This window comes from Streptomyces sp. NPDC086989, assembly GCF_044745505.1.
Classification (GTDB): domain Bacteria; phylum Actinomycetota; class Actinomycetes; order Streptomycetales; family Streptomycetaceae; genus Streptomyces.
The window spans coordinates 169,201-184,740 of sequence record NZ_JBIVAL010000016.1; the positions used below are offsets into that span (position 1 = coordinate 169,201).

Below are 15,540 nucleotides of genomic sequence, written 5' to 3' on the forward strand. Positions count from 1 at the left end.
AGCTGGAGGCATGAGCGACGACCGGCCAGGCCGGCGCAGTACGGAGCTGCGCCTGGCCCTCGCGATGCGCGGCGGGGTCAGCCTCGCCGTATGGATGGGCGGGGCCTGTTGCGAGACGGCGGCGCTCCGCGCGGCGGCCCGGCAGGAACCGGCCCCGGAATCGGGACTGTACGCGGGGCTGCTGGAGACCTGCGGGTACGAGGACGTCGACGTCGACGTCCTCGTCGGCACCAGCGCCGGGGGGCTCAACGGCGTACTGCTCGCCTGCCACCTCGTCTACGGGATGCCGTTCGGCCGTGGCGTGCGCGACGTGTGGCTGCGCCTGGGCGACCTCGAAGGGCTGCTGCGCCGCTCGACGCCCTTCCACGTGCCGGCCTCGCTGATGCGCGGCGACGAGGTCTTCTACACGGAGCTGCGCCGCGCGATCGGCCGGCTCCTCGACGAGTCCCCGCCGGACTGGGAGCCCCCCGCCTCGCTGCGGCTGATCCTGACCGCCACCCGGCTGCGTCCCCGCCTCGACCGGGTGCGGCCCACCCTCGGCCGGCCGCTCCTCGTCGGCCGCGCGGACGCCTACTTCCGCTTCCGCCACCGCGGCGCCCTCACGGACTTCCCCGACGACGTCACCGGCGCCGCCCGGGAGGCGGCGCTGAACCGGCTGGCCTACGCCGCCCGCACCTCCTCCTCGTTCCCGGGGGCCTTCGAACCGGCCCGGGTGTACGTCGGCAACGGCGCGCAGCCCGTCGAGGACCCGCCGCGCGTGGACATGCGGGGCGTCAGCAGCGAGACCGGCCACCCCGACGAGAACCTGAACGGCTGCGCCGAACTCATCGACGGCGGACTGCTGGACAACATCCCCGTCGCCTGGGCCGTACGGGCCGTCGCCGGAGCGCCCGTGGCCCGCAAGGCCGACCGCTGGCTGCTGTTCCTCCAGCCCGTCCCGCCGCTCCCGCCGCCCCCCGAGCCGGGGAGCAGCCGGCGCGTGACCCGCCTGGTGCGGCTCGCCGCGAAGTCCCTGGCCGTGAAGACCGGCTCCGAGTCCCTGCGCGACGACGCCCTCGAACTGCGCGCCGCCGAAGCCGCGGCCCAGCAGAAGCGGGCCGCCTCCGGGGTGATGCCGCTGACCCTCGTCGAGCTGTACGACACGGCGATGGCCCGGCAGGAGGCGTACGCCCGCACCGTCGGCCGCGCCGAGGCCCTGCGGCTGATCCGGCTGCTGGAGGAACCGGCCGACGTGACCGGCCCGGACGCGTTGCCGCTGCCCGCGGGCCCGGGACCGCTGGAGGCGCTCGACGCGAGCGCCGGGGAGGGCTCCACGGCCCTGTTCACCCGGCTGCGCCAGGCCTCGGACGGCCTGGCGGCCGCGCCCGGCACCCTGCCGGGACCCGGATACTCCCCCCTGGTCCAGGCACGCACCGTACGGCTGCTCATGGACTGGCTGCGGGCGTACGAGTCCGGGACGGGACCCGTGGACACGGAGCTGGTGGAGGCCTACCGGACGCGGCTGTTCGCGTGCCGCGCCGCCGTCGCCACGCTGAGCGCCGCCCGCGACCGGCTGCTGCTCGGCCGCTACCGGACGGCCCTGGCCCTGGGGCTCGTCCCCACCGACGCCACGGCGCCCTTCCACGAGGCGACCCGCCTGCTCGGCGCCCTCATGCCGCCGCTGCCCCCGCCGGGGGCGGCCCCCGCGCAGTGGGAGACCTGGTCGGCGAACCTCGCGACCGCCGTCACCGCCGGGTCCCTGCCGGAGGCGCCCGCGCCCGGCCCCGGCCCCGAGCCCGTACCCGGGGGCTTCACGCTCCTGTGGGAGCGGCTCGCCGGGCTGGGCGAGGAGATCGGCGGGAACCTGGCCCCCGACGTCGACGGCTACGAGGCGCTCCACCAGGCCGCGACCGGCGCGGGCCCGCCGATGGCCGAGGCGCTGGCGTACGCCGAGGTGCTGCTCGGCCCGCTGCGCCCGGACCCGCTGGCCGAGGCCCCGGACATCGACTTCCACACCGTCTCGGCGGCCGACACCAGCTGGGCCACCCGCAGGGTGCTGCCGCAGGTGGCCCAGAACTCCCCGAAGGACATGGTCAGGGCCAAGCTCAGCGGCGACCAGCTGAACAACTTCGCCGCGTTCCTCAGCGCCCGCTGGCGGATGAGCGACTGGACCTGGGGCCGGCTCGACGGGGCCTCCTCGCTCGTGGCGGTCGTCGCCACCGACGAACGCCTGCACGACGCGTTCGGCGACACCGCCGACCTCACGGAGCTCGGTGAGGAGATCGCCGGGGAAATGGCCCTCGGCCCGGTCTTCACGGAGCTGTGGGCGCAGGACGTCACCCGGCGGCCGGGCATCGCGCGCTGGGACCGGGTGCGGGACGTCCTGACGGCCGTGCGCCAGCACGAGATCCTCCACGAGGAGCTGCCCTTCCTCGCCGAGCTGCACCGCAGGGGCTTCCGGGGCGGCAACCGGCCGCCCGACGCCCCGCTGAACCCGCCGGGCCTGGCCACACCGGCCGAGTTCGACGCCGCGCTGGACTCCTTCGCCGAGATCGGCGCCGAGGAGGTCGCCCTGCTGCTGCGGGCCCGCGACCCGCGCCGGGCCGCCCTGCGGACCGGGCTGCTCGCCTGGCCAGCGCTCCAGCCCAGTGGCAACGGCGGGGCCCGCCTGGTGCAGGGCGTCCTCGGGGCGCTCAAGCCGCTGGTCTACCTCCCCGTCCTGGCCGGGGCGCTGGCGCCGCTGCCCACCCTGTGCGCGGCCGTCCTGATGTGGACGGGCATCGCCTTCTGCACCGCCCACTGGTCCTCGCTCCCGGGGCACATCCCGGTCTGCGCGTACGCGGTGGTCGCCCTGGTGGCACTCGTCCGCGGCCGGATCCACCCGGCCCCGCTGCGCGTCGCCGCCCTCCTGGTCGCGGCGGCCGGCCCGCCCGTCGCCCTCTGGCAGCTGCGCGGCCTGCACCCGCCGGACGTCGGCGACGGCGCGCGCACCCTGATCGTCGGGGCCTGCTTCGCCCTCGCCGCCGCCGCGCTGCTGTACGTCGGCACGGACCGGTGGCGGCTGCTGCCGGGCGCCGCCGCGATCGGCGGGGCGATCGCCGCCCTGATCCAGTTCGGCCGTCCGGGGCTCGGCGGCTGGTGGGGCGCCCTCGTCCTCTATGCCGTCCTCTTCTGGGTCACGTTCGTGCTGCCCTGGCTGTACCCGAAGCCGCGCCCCGCGCCGGACTGAGCAGCGCCCCGCGCCGAGGGCTCGGATAGGGTGAATCGGTAGGAATCGGACCCCCCGGGGTGAGGTCGGTGCGGTGGACACATACCAGTCGACGAGCGAGGTCCCGGATCAGCCGGCCGCAGGTGTCGGGTACGCCGGTGTGCTCAGCGAGCTGCTGCCCATCGCCCTGTGGCGGGAGGACGCCGACGGGATCATCGTCGAATGGTCCCTCGCCGCCCAGGACCTGCTCGGCCACCGCCCCGAGGACATCCTCGGTCTCCCCGGCAGCTCCGTCCTCGTCCCCGAGGCCAACCGGACGCTCGCCGACGACCTGACCCGGCGCGTCCAGGCGGGTGAGACGGTGGTCGGCACGCTCCCCGTACGCCACCGCGACGGACACCGCGTCACCATGGAGATGTGGATCGTCCCCGCCGCCGACCCGCAGGGCCGCACGGGCGCCATGCTGATCGCCGTCGAGACCTCCGAGGTCCTGAGGATGCGGGACTCGCTCGCCGCGCTCCAGAGCCTGTTCACCCAGTCGCCCATCGGACTCGCCACCCTCGGCCCCGACCTGCGCTTCCTGCGCGTCAACGACGCACTCGCCCGGATGAACGGCGTCGCCGCCGCCGACCACCTCGGCAAACGCCTCACCGAGGTCGTGCCCGGCGTCAACGCCGTCGCGCTGGAAGCGACGATGCAGCAGGTCATGGACCGGGGCACCGCCGTCGTCGACGTCCGCCGCACCGGCCGGACCCCCTCCGACCCCGACCACGACCGGACCTGGTCCTGCTCCTACGCACCGCTCCTCGACGGCTCCGGCCGTCCCCTCGGCGTGATCGCCTCCCTCATCGACATCACCGAGAGCCAGCGGGCCCAGGTCGAGGCCGAGCAGGCCCGCCGGCGCTTCGCCCTCCTCGCCGAAGCCGGCACCCGCATCGGCACCACCCTCGACCTCAGCCAGACCGCCCGGGAGATCGTCCAGGTCCTCGTCCCCCGGCTGGCCGACTCGGCCGACGTACAGCTGCTGGAGACCGTCCTCGCGCCCGACGACGCCGCGGCCACCCACCAGGGCGTGCTCCGCCGCATCGCCGTCGAGTTCCCCGACCCCGACGCCCCCACCGCCCGCCTCGCCCCCGGCCAGACCTTCCACATCCCCCCGGACTCGGTCTACGCAGCGGTCATCGCCGAGGGCCGCCCCATGAACCTGTACACCTCCGACGTCCACGCGCTGCTTCCCGACCCTCGCGCCGCTGAGCTGCGCGCCTACCTCGCCACCCTCGGCTCCGCCCGGCTGATCCCCCTCGTCGCCCGCGGCACGGTCCTCGGCGCCGTCACCGTGACCCGCGTCCGGGCGCGCGAGCCCTTCGACGCGCAGGACTGCGTGCTCCTCGACGAGGTGGTCGCCCGCGCGGCCCTCAACATCGACAACGCCCGCATGTACACCAACCAGCGGCGCGCCGCCCTCACCCTCCAGCGCAGCCTCACCAACAGCGCCCTGCCCCGGGTCACCGGCCTCGAACTCACCGGCCGCTACCTGCCCGCCAGCGACCACGACGTCGGCGGCGACTGGTTCGACGTCATCCAGCTGCCCGGCGGCCGCACCGGCCTGGTCATCGGCGACGTCATGGGCCACGGCATCCACGCCGCCGCCGTCATGGGACAGCTGCGCACGGCCGTGCGCACCCTCGCCCGCCACGACGTCCCCCCGACCCGGCTGCTGCGCTCGCTCGACACCGCGGTCGCCGACCTGGGCGAGGACGAGATGGCGACCTGCGTCTACGCCGTCCACGACCCGGCGACGGGCGGCTGCGTCATCGCCCGCGCCGGCCATCCGCCACCGGCCGTGGTCACCGCCCGCGGGGAGGTCACCTTCCTCGACGGCCCGCCCGGCACCCCCCTGGGCACCGGCGCGCGGGAGTTCCGCACCGAGGAGGTCGCCCTGCCGCCGGGGAGCCTGCTCGTGCTGTACACCGACGGCCTCATCGAGTCCCGCGACCGTGACCTCGACCAGGGCATGGCCCAGCTCGGATGGGCGCTGCGGGACCCCGGGCGGCCCCTGGACGGGCTGTGCGACGAGATCCTGGCCCACCTGCTGCCGGGAGACCAGCAGGACGACGTGGCCGTCCTGCTGGCCCGCACCGCGGCTCCCGCGGCCGGCTGACGCCCGTCGCCGCGGCCGGCTGACGCCCGTCCCCGCGGCCGACCTGACCGCCCGTCCCCGCGGCTGGCTGACCGCCTGTCGGCGGGAGGCCGCCCTGCGGGCCGGCCCATCCCCGAGGCCGCCGTCGTACGGGCGAACCGTCACACCGGCGTGCCGGTGGTCACCAGGCCAGGTCCTCCAGCGCCTCCAGGTCCGGCACCGGCATGTCCGGCTCCGGCCCCCCGGTCAGCGGCAGCTCCGCCCAGATGACCTTGCCCCGCTCGGTGTACCGGGTGCCCCACCGCTCGGCGTACTGCGCGACCAGGAACAGGCCGCGGCCGCCCTCGTCGGTGGTGGCCGCGTACCGCAGGTGCGGCGAGGTGCTGCTGCCGTCGGAGACCTCGCAGATCAGGTTGCGGTCGCGCAGCATCCGCACCCGGATGGGCGCATGCCCGTACCGGATGGCATTGGTGATCAGCTCACTGAGGATGAGCTCCGCCGCGAACGCGACGTCCCCCAGGCCCCAGCGGGCGAGCTGCGCCGAGCCCGCGTTGCGCACCCGGGACACCGCCGCCGGGTCGGGAGGCACCTCCCACTCCGCGATCCGGTCCGCCTCCAGCCGCCGGGTGTCCGCGACCAGCAGGGCGATGTCGTCGCTCGGCGCCGGGAACAGCAGCGCGGCCAGCACGTCGGCACACGCCTGCTCGGGGCTGCGGCCGGGGTTCGCCAGCGTCTGCGCCAGGATCCCCAGGCCGGTGTCGAAATCCCGGTCGCGGTCCTCCAGCAGGCCGTCCGTGAACAGCACCAGCCGGCTCGACTCCGGCAGCCGCAGCCGCGTGACCTCGAACGGCATCCCGCCCACGCCCAGCGGCAGCCCGGCGGGCAGCTCGGGGAACTCCACGCCCCCGTCCGGCCGCACCAGGGCCGGCCCGGGGTGCCCGGCGCTCGCCATCGTGCACAGCCCGGAGACGGGATCGTAGACCGCGTACAGACACGTGGCGCCCGTGACCCCGGCCGGCTCGCCCGCCCCCTCCCCGGGGTCGCCGGCGCCCCCGGACTCGTTCTGGTCGATCCGGTGGATCAGCTCGTCCAGATGCCCCAGCAGCTCGTCCGGCGGCATGTCCAGCCCCGAGAAGTTGTGCACGGCCGTCCGCAGCCGGCCCATCGTGGCCGCCGCGTGCACCCCGTGCCCGACGACGTCACCGACGACCAGCGCCACCCGGGCCCCGGCGAGGGGGATCACGTCGAACCAGTCCCCGCCCACCCCGGCCTTCGCGGGCAGGTACCGGAACGCCACGTCCACCGCGTTCTGGTCCGGCAGGACCCGCGGCAGCAGGCTCTGCTGGAGCGCCACGGCCGTCGCGTGCTCCCGGGTGAAGCGGCGCGCGTTGTCGATGGACACCGCCGCCCGCGCCCCCAGCTCCTCCGCGAACGACAGGTCCTCGTCGTCGAAGGCCTCCGGCGTGTCCGCGGCCCGCCAGAAGTTGGCCATGCCCAGGACCACGCCACGGGCCTGCAGCGGCACCGAGATCAGCGAGTGCAGCCCGTACCCCAGTGCCTGGCGGGTGCCGGACTCGTCCTGAGCCCGCCAGCCCATCGCCGCGTTCAGATCGGGTGCGAGCATCGCATGCCCCGCGTGCAGGGCCGCCGCCATCGGCGCCGTCGGCACCTCGAACCGGATGATGTCGCCGACCGGCTGCAGCGGCTGGTCGGTACGCACCCCGCTCATCGCCGCCCGGCGCATCTGCGAGTACGCGCCGGTGACCCCCGACGGCTCCTCGCCCTTCAGCACCGGCTCCAGCAGCTCCACCGTGACGAAGTCCGCGAACCGGGGTACGGCCACCTCCGACAGCTCCTCGGCGGTCCGCACCACGTCCAGCGTGGTCCCGATCCGCACCCCCGCGTCGTACAGCAGCTGGAGCCGCTCCCGTGCCACCTGGGCCCGCCCGGAGAGCGCGGCGAGCTCCGTGGTGTCGCGCAGGGTCATGACACTGCCGGACGGGTGCCCGCCGTACGTCTTGGTCGGCCGCACGTTCACGGCGAGGAGCCGGTCGCCCGCCAGGTGCACCTCGTCCGTCGCGACCCGCCCGGACTCCAGCAGCGCCGTGGTGCGCGGATCGAGGCCGAGGTCACCCACGTGGCGCCGCTCGGCATCGGGCGGCAGGCTCAGCAGCCGCCGCGCCTCGTCGTTGGCGAGCAGCAGCCGGTGGTCGGCGCTGATGATCAGGACGCCCTCGCGCACCGCGTGCAGGACCGCCTCGTGGTGCTCGTTCATCCGGGCCATCTCGAGCTCGCCCAGCCCCAGGGTCTGGCGCCGCAGCCGCCGGCTGACCAGGGCGGCGCCGCCCGTGCCGAGGAGCAGCGCGCCCGCAGTGGCGCCCAGCAGCAGGGGGAGCTGGCCCTCGACGACGTCGGCGACGTTGGTGACCTCGATGCCGGTGCCGACCAGGCCGACGACCTTCCCGCTCGCGTCCCGCACGGGGACCACGGCGCGCACCGCGTCGCTCGGAGAACCCCTGAACACCTCCGTGAAGGACCGCCCCGCGACAGCCCGCGAGAGGTCGCCGGTGGCTCGTTTGCCGATCAGGTCCGGTCGCGAATCGGTGTAGCGGACCCCCTCCGTGTTCATCACAGCGATGAAGTCGACGCCCGAGGCCCGGCGGGCGGCATCCGCCAGGGGCTGCAGCTCACGCGTCGGGTTCGGCGCTCCGAGCGCCGCGGGCAGGCCCGGGGCGTGCGCGAAGGCCTCGGCCGCCGCGAGGGAGCGGTTGCGCGCATCGCGCTCCGTGTCGAAGCGCTCCTGGAACACGAGGGCCAGCGAGGCGGCCGCGATCAGCAGCACCACGATCGCCGCCATGAGCGTGAAGACCTGACCGGCGACGCTGCGGCCACTCAGCGAGAGGCGCGGGGGCAGGCCCGGGTCGCGCCCGGGCGGGTGCCGGGGCGGGGATCCCCTGGGTCGACCCAGACGTCCGGTCATGAGCCATTTCTAACACTGTCACCGGGATTTGGGCGGGGCTGCAGGTGTGGCGGCCGCCGCACTTCGGTACGCACGGGGGCTGAGGCCGACCTGCGCGGTGAAGTGCTGGCGGAAGGTGACCTCGCTCGCGAAGCCCGCGCGCCGGGCCACCTCCGGAACCGGGTGGTCGGTCCGCTCCAGCAGCCTGCGCGCCGCGTCCAGGCGGTGCCCGAGCAGCCACCGGTGCGGCGTGGTGCCCGTCGCGGCCACGAAATGGCGGGCGAAGGAGCGCGGCGACATCCCCGCCCAGCGGGCCAGCACGGTCACCGACAGCGGCTCGTCCAGCCGGCCCAGGGCCCGCTCCCGGACGGCCGCCAGGGCCTCGGCCGTCCGGTCCGCCGCCGGGGTGGGCCTGTCCAGGTACTGGGCGTGGTCGCCGGTGCGGAACGGGCCCGTCACCATGGACCGGGCGATGGCGGCGGCGGCCTCCGCGCCGTGCGCCTGCCGGACGAGGTGCAGACACAGGTCGATCCCGGAAGCCACCCCGGCGGAGGTCCACAGCCCGTCGTCCGCCACGTACAGCGGTGCGTCCTCGACGAGCACGGACGGATGGCGCGCGGCCAGCTCCGGGGCCAGCGACCAGTGGGTCACCGCCCGGCGGCCCGCCAGCAGACCCGCCTCCGCGAGGATGAACGCCCCGGCGCACAGCGCGGCGACCGGCACGCCCCGGGCGTGCGCCCCGCGCAGGGCGGCCAGGACCGGCTCGGGCGTCGGATCGGACGGCACGGCCAGCGCCGGAACGACGACGAGGTCCGCCTCGGCGAGCCAGTCGAGCCCACGGTCGGGGGCGAGGGTGAGCCCGCCGGGCAGGGCGATCGGACCGGGATCGGCGGCACACCGGCGCAGCTCGAACCCGGGGACGCCGAGGTGGCTGCGGTCGGGGCCCCAGACCTCGGTGATGACGGCGAGGTCGAAGCTGCGGATGCCGGGCTGGACGACGACGGCGACACGATGCATGCTGCCATTCTGGCAGGATCCCATCGATCCCGGTCCCGGTTGCCGCTGTCGGCGGCCTGCCCGGAGCACGAGCATGAAGACATGACGAAGAACGAGATCGCACTCGCCCCGAACGCCGCCCTGCTGGTCATCGACGTGCAGAAGGGCTTCGACGACGCCTCGTACTGGGGCCCCCGCAACAACCCGGCCGCCGAGGCCAACATCGGCGCCCTCATGGACGCCTGGCAGGAGTCGGGCCGCCCGGTGGTCCTCGTCCGGCACGCCTCGCGGACCCCCGGCTCGGTCCTGGCGGCCGACCACCCCGGTCACGCCTTCAAGGACTTCGTGACGGACCGGGCCGGACAGGAGGCCCTGCTGGTCACCAAGACCGTGAACTCCTCCTTCTACGGCACCCCCGACCTGGCCGCGTGGCTGACCGCCCAGGGCATCGGCCAGCTCGTGGTGTCCGGGATCCAGACCAACATGTGCGTCGAGACCACCGCGCGGATGGCCGGGAACCTGGGCTACGACGTGCTCGTCCCGCTCGACGCCACGCACACCTTCGACCTCGCGGGCCCCGAGGGGCGCAACCTGACGGCCGACGAGCTGGCCACCGCCACCGCCGTCAACCTCCACGGCGGCGGCTTCGCCCGCGTGGTGAACACGGCGCAGCTGCTCGCCGCCGCCGGGTCACCGGCCCGGCTCACCGCGTAGCCCCACGGCCGCACACGCCGAGGTCCGGCACCCCGCGGCGGGGTGCCGGACCACGTCCGGCCCGGCGGGCCGGTCAGAGCACCTCGGCGGCGATGTTCGCCGCCACCCGCTCCAGCAGGGGACCCGCGTTCGGGATGGACTTGGCCGGGTCGGGCTCCAGGTCCGTCAGCGGGTAGGCCTTGCGGATGCCCGCGGCCTCCAGCGCCTCCTGCCCCAGCAGCAGCCGGCCGCAGACCGCGACCACCGGCTTGCCCGCCGCGCGCGCCGCCGCCGCGACACCGGCCGGGGCCTTGCCGTGCAGGGTCTGCTCGTCGAGCGAGCCCTCGCCGGTGATCACCAGCGTCGCTCGCTCCAGCGCCGGAGCGAAGCCCAGCACCTCCAGCATCAGCTCGATGCCCGGCCGGAACGACGCGCCGAGCAGCAGCGCCCCGTACCCGATGCCGCCCGCGCCACCGGCACCCGGGGCGGCGGCCAGCCGGCCCGCCTTCTCGCCGATCGACTTCTCCAGCACCACCGCGAAGTGCGCCAGCGCCGCGTCCAGCGTCGCCACGTCCTCGGGCGTGGCCCCCTTCTGCGGGCCGTAGACCGCGGGCGCGCCCTTCGGGCCCGTCAGCGGGTTGTCCACGTCGCTCGCGAGGACGAAGTCCACCTCCGCGAAGCGCGGGTCGATCCCGGAGAGGTCCGCCGACGCCAGGTCGGCGAGCGCACCGCCGCCCGGACCGACGGGTTCGCCGTTCGCGTCCAGGAACACCGCGCCCAGCGCGGCCAGCATGCCCGCACCGCCGTCGGTGGTGGCGCTGCCGCCCACGCCGAAGACGATCGAGCGCGCGCCCGCGTCCAGCGCGGCCTTCAGCAGCTCGCCCGATCCGTACGTGGTCGCCGTCAGCGGGGCGAACACACCCGCCGGCAGCAGCTGCAGCCCGGAGGCCTCCGCCATCTCGACCACGGCGGTGCCGTCGCGCAGCGCGAAAGCGGCCGTGACCTGCTCGCCGAGCGGTCCGGTGACCCGCACCTCCCGGCGCTCGAACCCGGCCGCCACGGCGGCCGCGACCGTACCGTCGCCGCCGTCCGCGACGGGAAGGGTCTCGACCTCCACGCCGGGTACGGCCCTGCGCAGGCCCGCCGTCACCCGCTGCGCGACCTGAACGGCCGTGAGCGAGCCCTTGAATTTGTCCGCGGCGATGAGCACGCGCGCGGTCTCAGTTACTGCTCCGTCCGTCACCTTGCTAATCCCTTGCTATCGAACAGTGCAGTCGCGCCCCCATGAGCGTATCCGGAGGATCCTCCTATGCCCATGGGTGGCCTGCGTCACGCCCGGCGCATCATGCCCCTAAATGCGGATATAGACCTCCATAGTGTGGCTGCACGTCTCACCCCCTGGGCCATGTCGGCATCCTGCGCCCTACCGCCGGGGCCGGCCGCCGCGACCACCGGGCCCTCCCGTCGCGGGCCCCCGGAGCCCTGATCCCGCCCGTCCCGGCCGCTCGGTAGGGTGGCGGCGTGACCACCACGGATGACTACGCCACGTACATCGCGAGCCTGCCCCGGGTGCTGGCCGGGGCCGCCGCCCTCTACCGGGACGCCGGCGGCCGTGTACTGCTCGTCGAGCCCAACTACCGTGCGGGCTGGGCCCTGCCGGGCGGCACCATCGAATCGGACCTGGGCGAGTCCCCGCGGGCGGCCGCCCGCCGTGAGAGCGCCGAGGAGATCGGCCTGGACCTGCCGCTCGGCCGGCTGCTCGCCGTCGACTGGACGCTCGGCGAAGGCCGTCCGCCGCTGGTCGCCTACCTCTACGACGGCGGCGTGCTCGACGAGGCACAGCTCGCCTCCATCAGGCTCCAGGAAGAGGAACTGCTCTCCTGGCGGCTCGTCGAGCCCGCCGAACTCCCCACCTACCTCCCCGGATCGCTCGGCCGGCGCACCCAAGAGGCCTACCGGGTCCTGGAATCCGGCGAGGGCGCCGCGGAACTGGAGAACGGCAGCCGCCCGGTCTCCCCGTGACACCGGACTTACTCGAAGCAGGACAGAATCATCCGATGATCACGATGTACGCCTGGCCCAGCACCGCCGACGGGCCCGACGCCCTGCCCATGGTCCACTTCACCACCGAACAACAGGAAGGCGGCGAGGTCACCCCCGAGGGGACGCCGGTGTGGCTGTTCGACACCGCGATACGCGAGGGCGGCTGGGCGCAGTTCACCGATTTCGAGGGCTGGTCCGTCCCCGCCGCCGGCTGGCAGGCCTTCTACCGCAGCGAGGACGACCTCCTCGCCGTCACGGGCCCCGGCGCCTGCGAGGGCTGGTACCAGGGCAACCTCGGCGCCGACGCCGACTGGGTCGCCGCGGCCACCGCCCAGCAGAGCGTGGTCCTGCTCGCCGCCCCCGTCCAGCACCCCTCCCTGTACGCCTACGCGGTGGAGGCGGGCGCCGCGTTCGCCCTGCTCGTCCCCCTCGCAGTGGTCTGACGCGCAACCCCGGTCCCGGTCAGAGCGTGACCGCACCGGCCTCGAAGGCCAGCAGCCGCACCTTCCGCTCGACGCCGCCGCCGTAGCCCGTCATGCTGCCCGAGGCGCCGATCACCCGGTGGCACGGAACGATGATGCTCACCGGGTTCCTCCCGTTGGCCAGGCCCACCGCCCGCGAGGCGTTCGGCTTGCCCAGCCGGACCGCGAGCTCCCCGTACGACCAGGTCTGCCCGTACGGGATCCGTACGAGCTGGTCCCAGACGCTGCGCTGGAACTCCGTACCCTCCAGCCGGACGGGCACGTCGAACTCGGTGAGCTCCCCGGCGAAGTACGCGGCCAGCTGCCGCGCCACCTCGCCGAACGGCTCCTCCGTCGCGGCGACGCGCTCCCCGAAGGCCACCTCGGCCGGCCGGTGCCGCTGCCCGGCCATGTACAGGCCGCTGAGGACGCCGTCCGTGGCGACCAGCGTCAGCGGGCCGTAGGGGCTTTCGACGACGGTGTGCTGCTTGCTGCTCATGACGGAAACGCTCCTCAGACGGGCAGGTGGTTGATGGGGTGGGCGTCGGTGGCCCACAGGTACTGCACGGCGTACGCGCGCCAGGGCCGCCAGCCGGCCGCCCGGGCGGTCAGCGCCGCGGGCGTGGACGGCAGCCCCAGCCCCTTCGCGGCCCGCCGGACCCCGAGGTCGGACGGCAGGAAGGCGTCCGGATCACCCAGCGCACGCATCGCGATCACCTCGGTGGTCCACGGGCCGAACCCGGGCAGCGCGTTCAGCTGCGCACGGGCCGCCTCCCAGTCGCTGTCGATGCCGAGCGGGAGGGAGCCGTCCGCCAGCGCGCCGACGAGCGTGGTCAGGGTGGCGCGCCGGCTCGCCGGGAGCGCCAGGGACTGCGGGTCCAGCCCCGCCAGCGCCTGCACAGAGGGGAACAGATGGGTCAGCCCGCCCTCGGGATCGGGGTCGGCCACCCGTTCCCCGTACGCGGTGACCAGCCGGGCGGCGTGCGTCCGGGCCGCCGCCGTCGACACCTGCTGGCCGAGCACCGCCCGCACGGCGAACTCCGCCGCGTCGACCGTGCGCGGCACCCGGCGCCCCGGGGCCTTGTCCACGAGCGGCGCCAGCAGCGGGTCGGAGCGCAGCTGCTCGTCGACGGCCTCCGGGTCGGCGTCGAGGTCGAGCATCCACCGGCAGCGGCTGATGGCGAGGGTGAGGTCGCGCAGATCGGTGAGGGCCAGCTGGCAGCCGATGTGGTCCGCCCGCGGGCTCAGCGCGACGACTCCGGTGCCGTACGGGAGCCGCAGCGTGCGGCGGTAGGCGCCGGAGCGCCACTCCTCGACGCCGGGGACGGCGGTCGCGGCGAGGTGCCCGAAGAGGTTGTCCGGATTGAGCGGGGCCCGGTAGGGCAGCCGCAGGCTGATCGTGCCGGGCACCTTCGGCACGTGCCGGTTCGCCTTCTCGGCCCGCAGGCGCAGCTCGCCGGGGGCGAGGGCGAAGACCTCGCGGACGGTCTCGTTGAAGGTGCGGATGGAGGAGAACCCGGCGGCGAAGGCGACGTCGCCCATGGGCAGCCCGGAGGTCTCGATGAGCAGCCGGGCGGTCTGGGCGCGCTGGGCCCGGGCCAAGGCCAGGGGCCCGGCACCGAGCTCGGCGTTGAGCTGCCGCTCGACCTGGCGGGTCGAGTACCCCAGCCGCGCCGCCAGCCCGGGCACGCCCTCGCGGTCCACGACCCCGTCCTGGATGAGCCGCATGGCCCGGGCGACGGCGTCGGCGCGGGCGTTCCACTCGGGGGATCCGGGGGAGGTGTCGGGCCGGCACCGCTTGCAGGCCCGGAACCCGGCCTGCTGGCAGGCGGCGGCGCTGGGCAGGAAGGTCATGTTCTCGACCTTGGGCGGAACGGCGGGGCAGCTGGGCCGGCAGTAGATCCGGGTGGTCAGGACGGCGGTGAAGAACCAGCCGTCGAAACGGGCGTCCTTCGACTGCACGGCCCTGACGCAGCGGTCGGTGTCGGTGTACATGGCTCCAGCATCCTGGCCGGGGTCCGCGGGGGCTGGCGGTTTTCCGACACCAAGCGTAGCCCTCCGGGGGTCGGACGGGGCCCCGCCGGTCCCTCCGGCCGGGGCCGGCGGGACCGGCGGGGCCGAAGACGGCGTGCAGCCGGGGCCGGTGGGTGCCGACGACGGCGTGCAGCCTGGCCGGTGGATGGGCGGTGGATGCCGGTGGTGGATGCCGGTGGGGGCCGGTGGGGGCGGGGCTCGGGTGGTGTCGGCTGGCCGCGGGTGGGCGGACACCGCCGAGGCGGGACGCGGCGGGCACGGGTGGGCCGGGGCGGGGGCGGGGGTGGGCCGGGGACGGGGGCGGGGTGGGGCGCTGGCCGGGGTAGGCATGATTTATGGCCCCCGACGGGAGCGCGCAGTACTCGGTGGTCCGGGCCACAAATCACGTTTTACACCCCGGCCAGCGCCCCACCCCACCCCCGCCCCCGGCCGACGGGCCCGCCGCGCCTCCCGGCCTCGGCGAGTGGGTCGACCCCCCGTGCCCGGCCGATGGTTCGCCGCGCCTCCCGGCCTCGGCCGGTGGCCCTCCTTCACCCCGTCCCCGGCCGGCGCCCCACCCCGCCCCCGCCCCCGGCCAGCGGGCCCGCCGCGCCTCCCGGCCTCGGCGAGTGGGTCGACCCCCCGTGCCCGGCCGATGGTTCGCCGTGCCTCCCGGCCTCGGCCGGTGGCCCCACCCCGCCCCCGGCCGGTGGGTCCACCCCCCTCCGTCCCCGGCCGGTGGTTCGCGCGGGGTTCTCGGGATGGGCAGGCTTGAGGGGCTGGGGCCGGGGGGCTTGGACGGCTGGGCGGGGACGGTGGCGGGGCGGGGGGTCGTCCGGGGTGTAAAACGTGATTTGTGGCCCATGTCCCGGCCGCGGTCGATGATGCCGGGGTGGGGCCATAAATCATGCCTACCCCGGACGGCCCCCCCCCCCCCCCCCCCCCCCCCCCCCCCCCCCCCCCCCCCCCCCCCCCCCCCCCCCGGGGGCCCCCCCCCCCCCCCGCCGCGCCCCCCCCCCCCCCGCCGCCGCGGGGGGGGGGGCCCGCC

General features: G+C 75.5%; 10 protein-coding genes. 5 read left to right on the plus strand and 5 right to left on the minus strand.

What is annotated here, in order from left to right; all coding sequences use genetic code 11:
- Positions 1-10 precede the first annotated feature (10 nt).
- Both ACIPK4_RS32400 and ACIPK4_RS32405 read left to right on the plus strand, forming a co-directional pair.
- Positions 11-3,208, plus strand: coding sequence for a DUF3376 domain-containing protein (locus ACIPK4_RS32400; RefSeq protein WP_402319365.1), 3,198 nt, complete (start codon positions 11-13; stop codon positions 3,206-3,208).
- A gap of 73 nt (positions 3,209-3,281) precedes the next feature.
- Entirely contained in the window at positions 3,282-5,348 is a 2,067-nt protein-coding gene (locus ACIPK4_RS32405) for a SpoIIE family protein phosphatase (RefSeq protein WP_402319368.1), read from the plus strand.
- A gap of 160 nt (positions 5,349-5,508) precedes the next feature.
- On the opposite strand, the gene ACIPK4_RS32410 is transcribed toward ACIPK4_RS32405, so the two are convergent.
- Both ACIPK4_RS32410 and ACIPK4_RS32415 read right to left on the minus strand, forming a co-directional pair.
- Entirely contained in the window at positions 5,509-8,307 is a 2,799-nt protein-coding gene (locus ACIPK4_RS32410) for a SpoIIE family protein phosphatase (protein WP_402319371.1), read from the minus strand.
- Positions 8,308-8,325: 18 nt separating this feature from the next.
- Entirely contained in the window at positions 8,326-9,303 is a 978-nt protein-coding gene (locus ACIPK4_RS32415) for a GlxA family transcriptional regulator (RefSeq protein ID WP_402319374.1), read from the minus strand.
- Between the two features lie 81 nt (positions 9,304-9,384).
- Between ACIPK4_RS32415 and ACIPK4_RS32420 the strand changes: the two genes are divergently transcribed.
- On the plus strand, positions 9,385-9,996 hold the full coding sequence (locus ACIPK4_RS32420; RefSeq protein ID WP_402319377.1) for a cysteine hydrolase family protein: 612 nt from the start codon (positions 9,385-9,387) through the stop codon (positions 9,994-9,996).
- A gap of 73 nt (positions 9,997-10,069) precedes the next feature.
- Here ACIPK4_RS32420 and ACIPK4_RS32425 read toward each other — a convergent pair whose 3' ends face one another.
- Positions 10,070-11,218, minus strand: coding sequence for a glycerate kinase (locus ACIPK4_RS32425; protein WP_402319380.1), 1,149 nt, complete (start codon positions 11,216-11,218; stop codon positions 10,070-10,072).
- A 278-nt stretch (positions 11,219-11,496) separates the two neighbouring features.
- On the opposite strand from ACIPK4_RS32425, the gene ACIPK4_RS32430 reads away from it, so the two are divergent.
- The gene (locus tag ACIPK4_RS32430) at positions 11,497-11,997 is read left to right on the plus strand and encodes an NUDIX domain-containing protein (RefSeq protein ID WP_402319382.1); all 501 of its coding nucleotides are present in this window, start codon (positions 11,497-11,499) and stop codon (positions 11,995-11,997) included.
- A gap of 35 nt (positions 11,998-12,032) precedes the next feature.
- Positions 12,033-12,461, plus strand: a complete 429-nt coding sequence (locus ACIPK4_RS32435; RefSeq protein WP_402319385.1) for a hypothetical protein — start codon at positions 12,033-12,035, stop codon at positions 12,459-12,461.
- Positions 12,462-12,480: 19 nt separating this feature from the next.
- On the opposite strand, the gene ACIPK4_RS32440 is transcribed toward ACIPK4_RS32435, so the two are convergent.
- Together ACIPK4_RS32440 and ACIPK4_RS32445 are read right to left on the minus strand one after the other, a co-directional pair.
- The gene (locus ACIPK4_RS32440; protein WP_402319388.1) at positions 12,481-12,978 is read right to left on the minus strand and encodes a methylated-DNA--[protein]-cysteine S-methyltransferase; all 498 of its coding nucleotides are present in this window, start codon (positions 12,976-12,978) and stop codon (positions 12,481-12,483) included.
- A 14-nt stretch (positions 12,979-12,992) separates the two neighbouring features.
- Positions 12,993-14,474 (minus strand): AlkA N-terminal domain-containing protein, encoded by a 1,482-nt coding sequence (locus ACIPK4_RS32445; RefSeq protein ID WP_402319391.1) that lies wholly within the window; start codon positions 14,472-14,474, stop codon positions 12,993-12,995.
- Positions 14,475-15,540 lie beyond the last annotated feature (1,066 nt).

What these genes read in the sequence shown, in the direction of transcription:
- ACIPK4_RS32400 (WP_402319365.1), top strand. Translation starts at nt 11, where the DNA reads ATGAGCGACGACCGGCCAGGCCGGCGCAGTACGGAGCTGCGCCTGGCC.
- ACIPK4_RS32410 (WP_402319371.1), bottom strand. Translation starts at nt 8,307, where the DNA reads ATGACCGGACGTCTGGGTCGACCCAGGGGATCCCCGCCCCGGCACCCG.
- ACIPK4_RS32415 (WP_402319374.1), bottom strand. Translation starts at nt 9,303, where the DNA reads ATGCATCGTGTCGCCGTCGTCGTCCAGCCCGGCATCCGCAGCTTCGAC.
- ACIPK4_RS32420 (WP_402319377.1), top strand. Translation starts at nt 9,385, where the DNA reads ATGACGAAGAACGAGATCGCACTCGCCCCGAACGCCGCCCTGCTGGTC.
- ACIPK4_RS32435 (WP_402319385.1), top strand. Translation starts at nt 12,033, where the DNA reads ATGATCACGATGTACGCCTGGCCCAGCACCGCCGACGGGCCCGACGCC.
- ACIPK4_RS32440 (WP_402319388.1), bottom strand. Translation starts at nt 12,978, where the DNA reads ATGAGCAGCAAGCAGCACACCGTCGTCGAAAGCCCCTACGGCCCGCTG.
- ACIPK4_RS32445 (WP_402319391.1), bottom strand. Translation starts at nt 14,474, where the DNA reads ATGTACACCGACACCGACCGCTGCGTCAGGGCCGTGCAGTCGAAGGAC.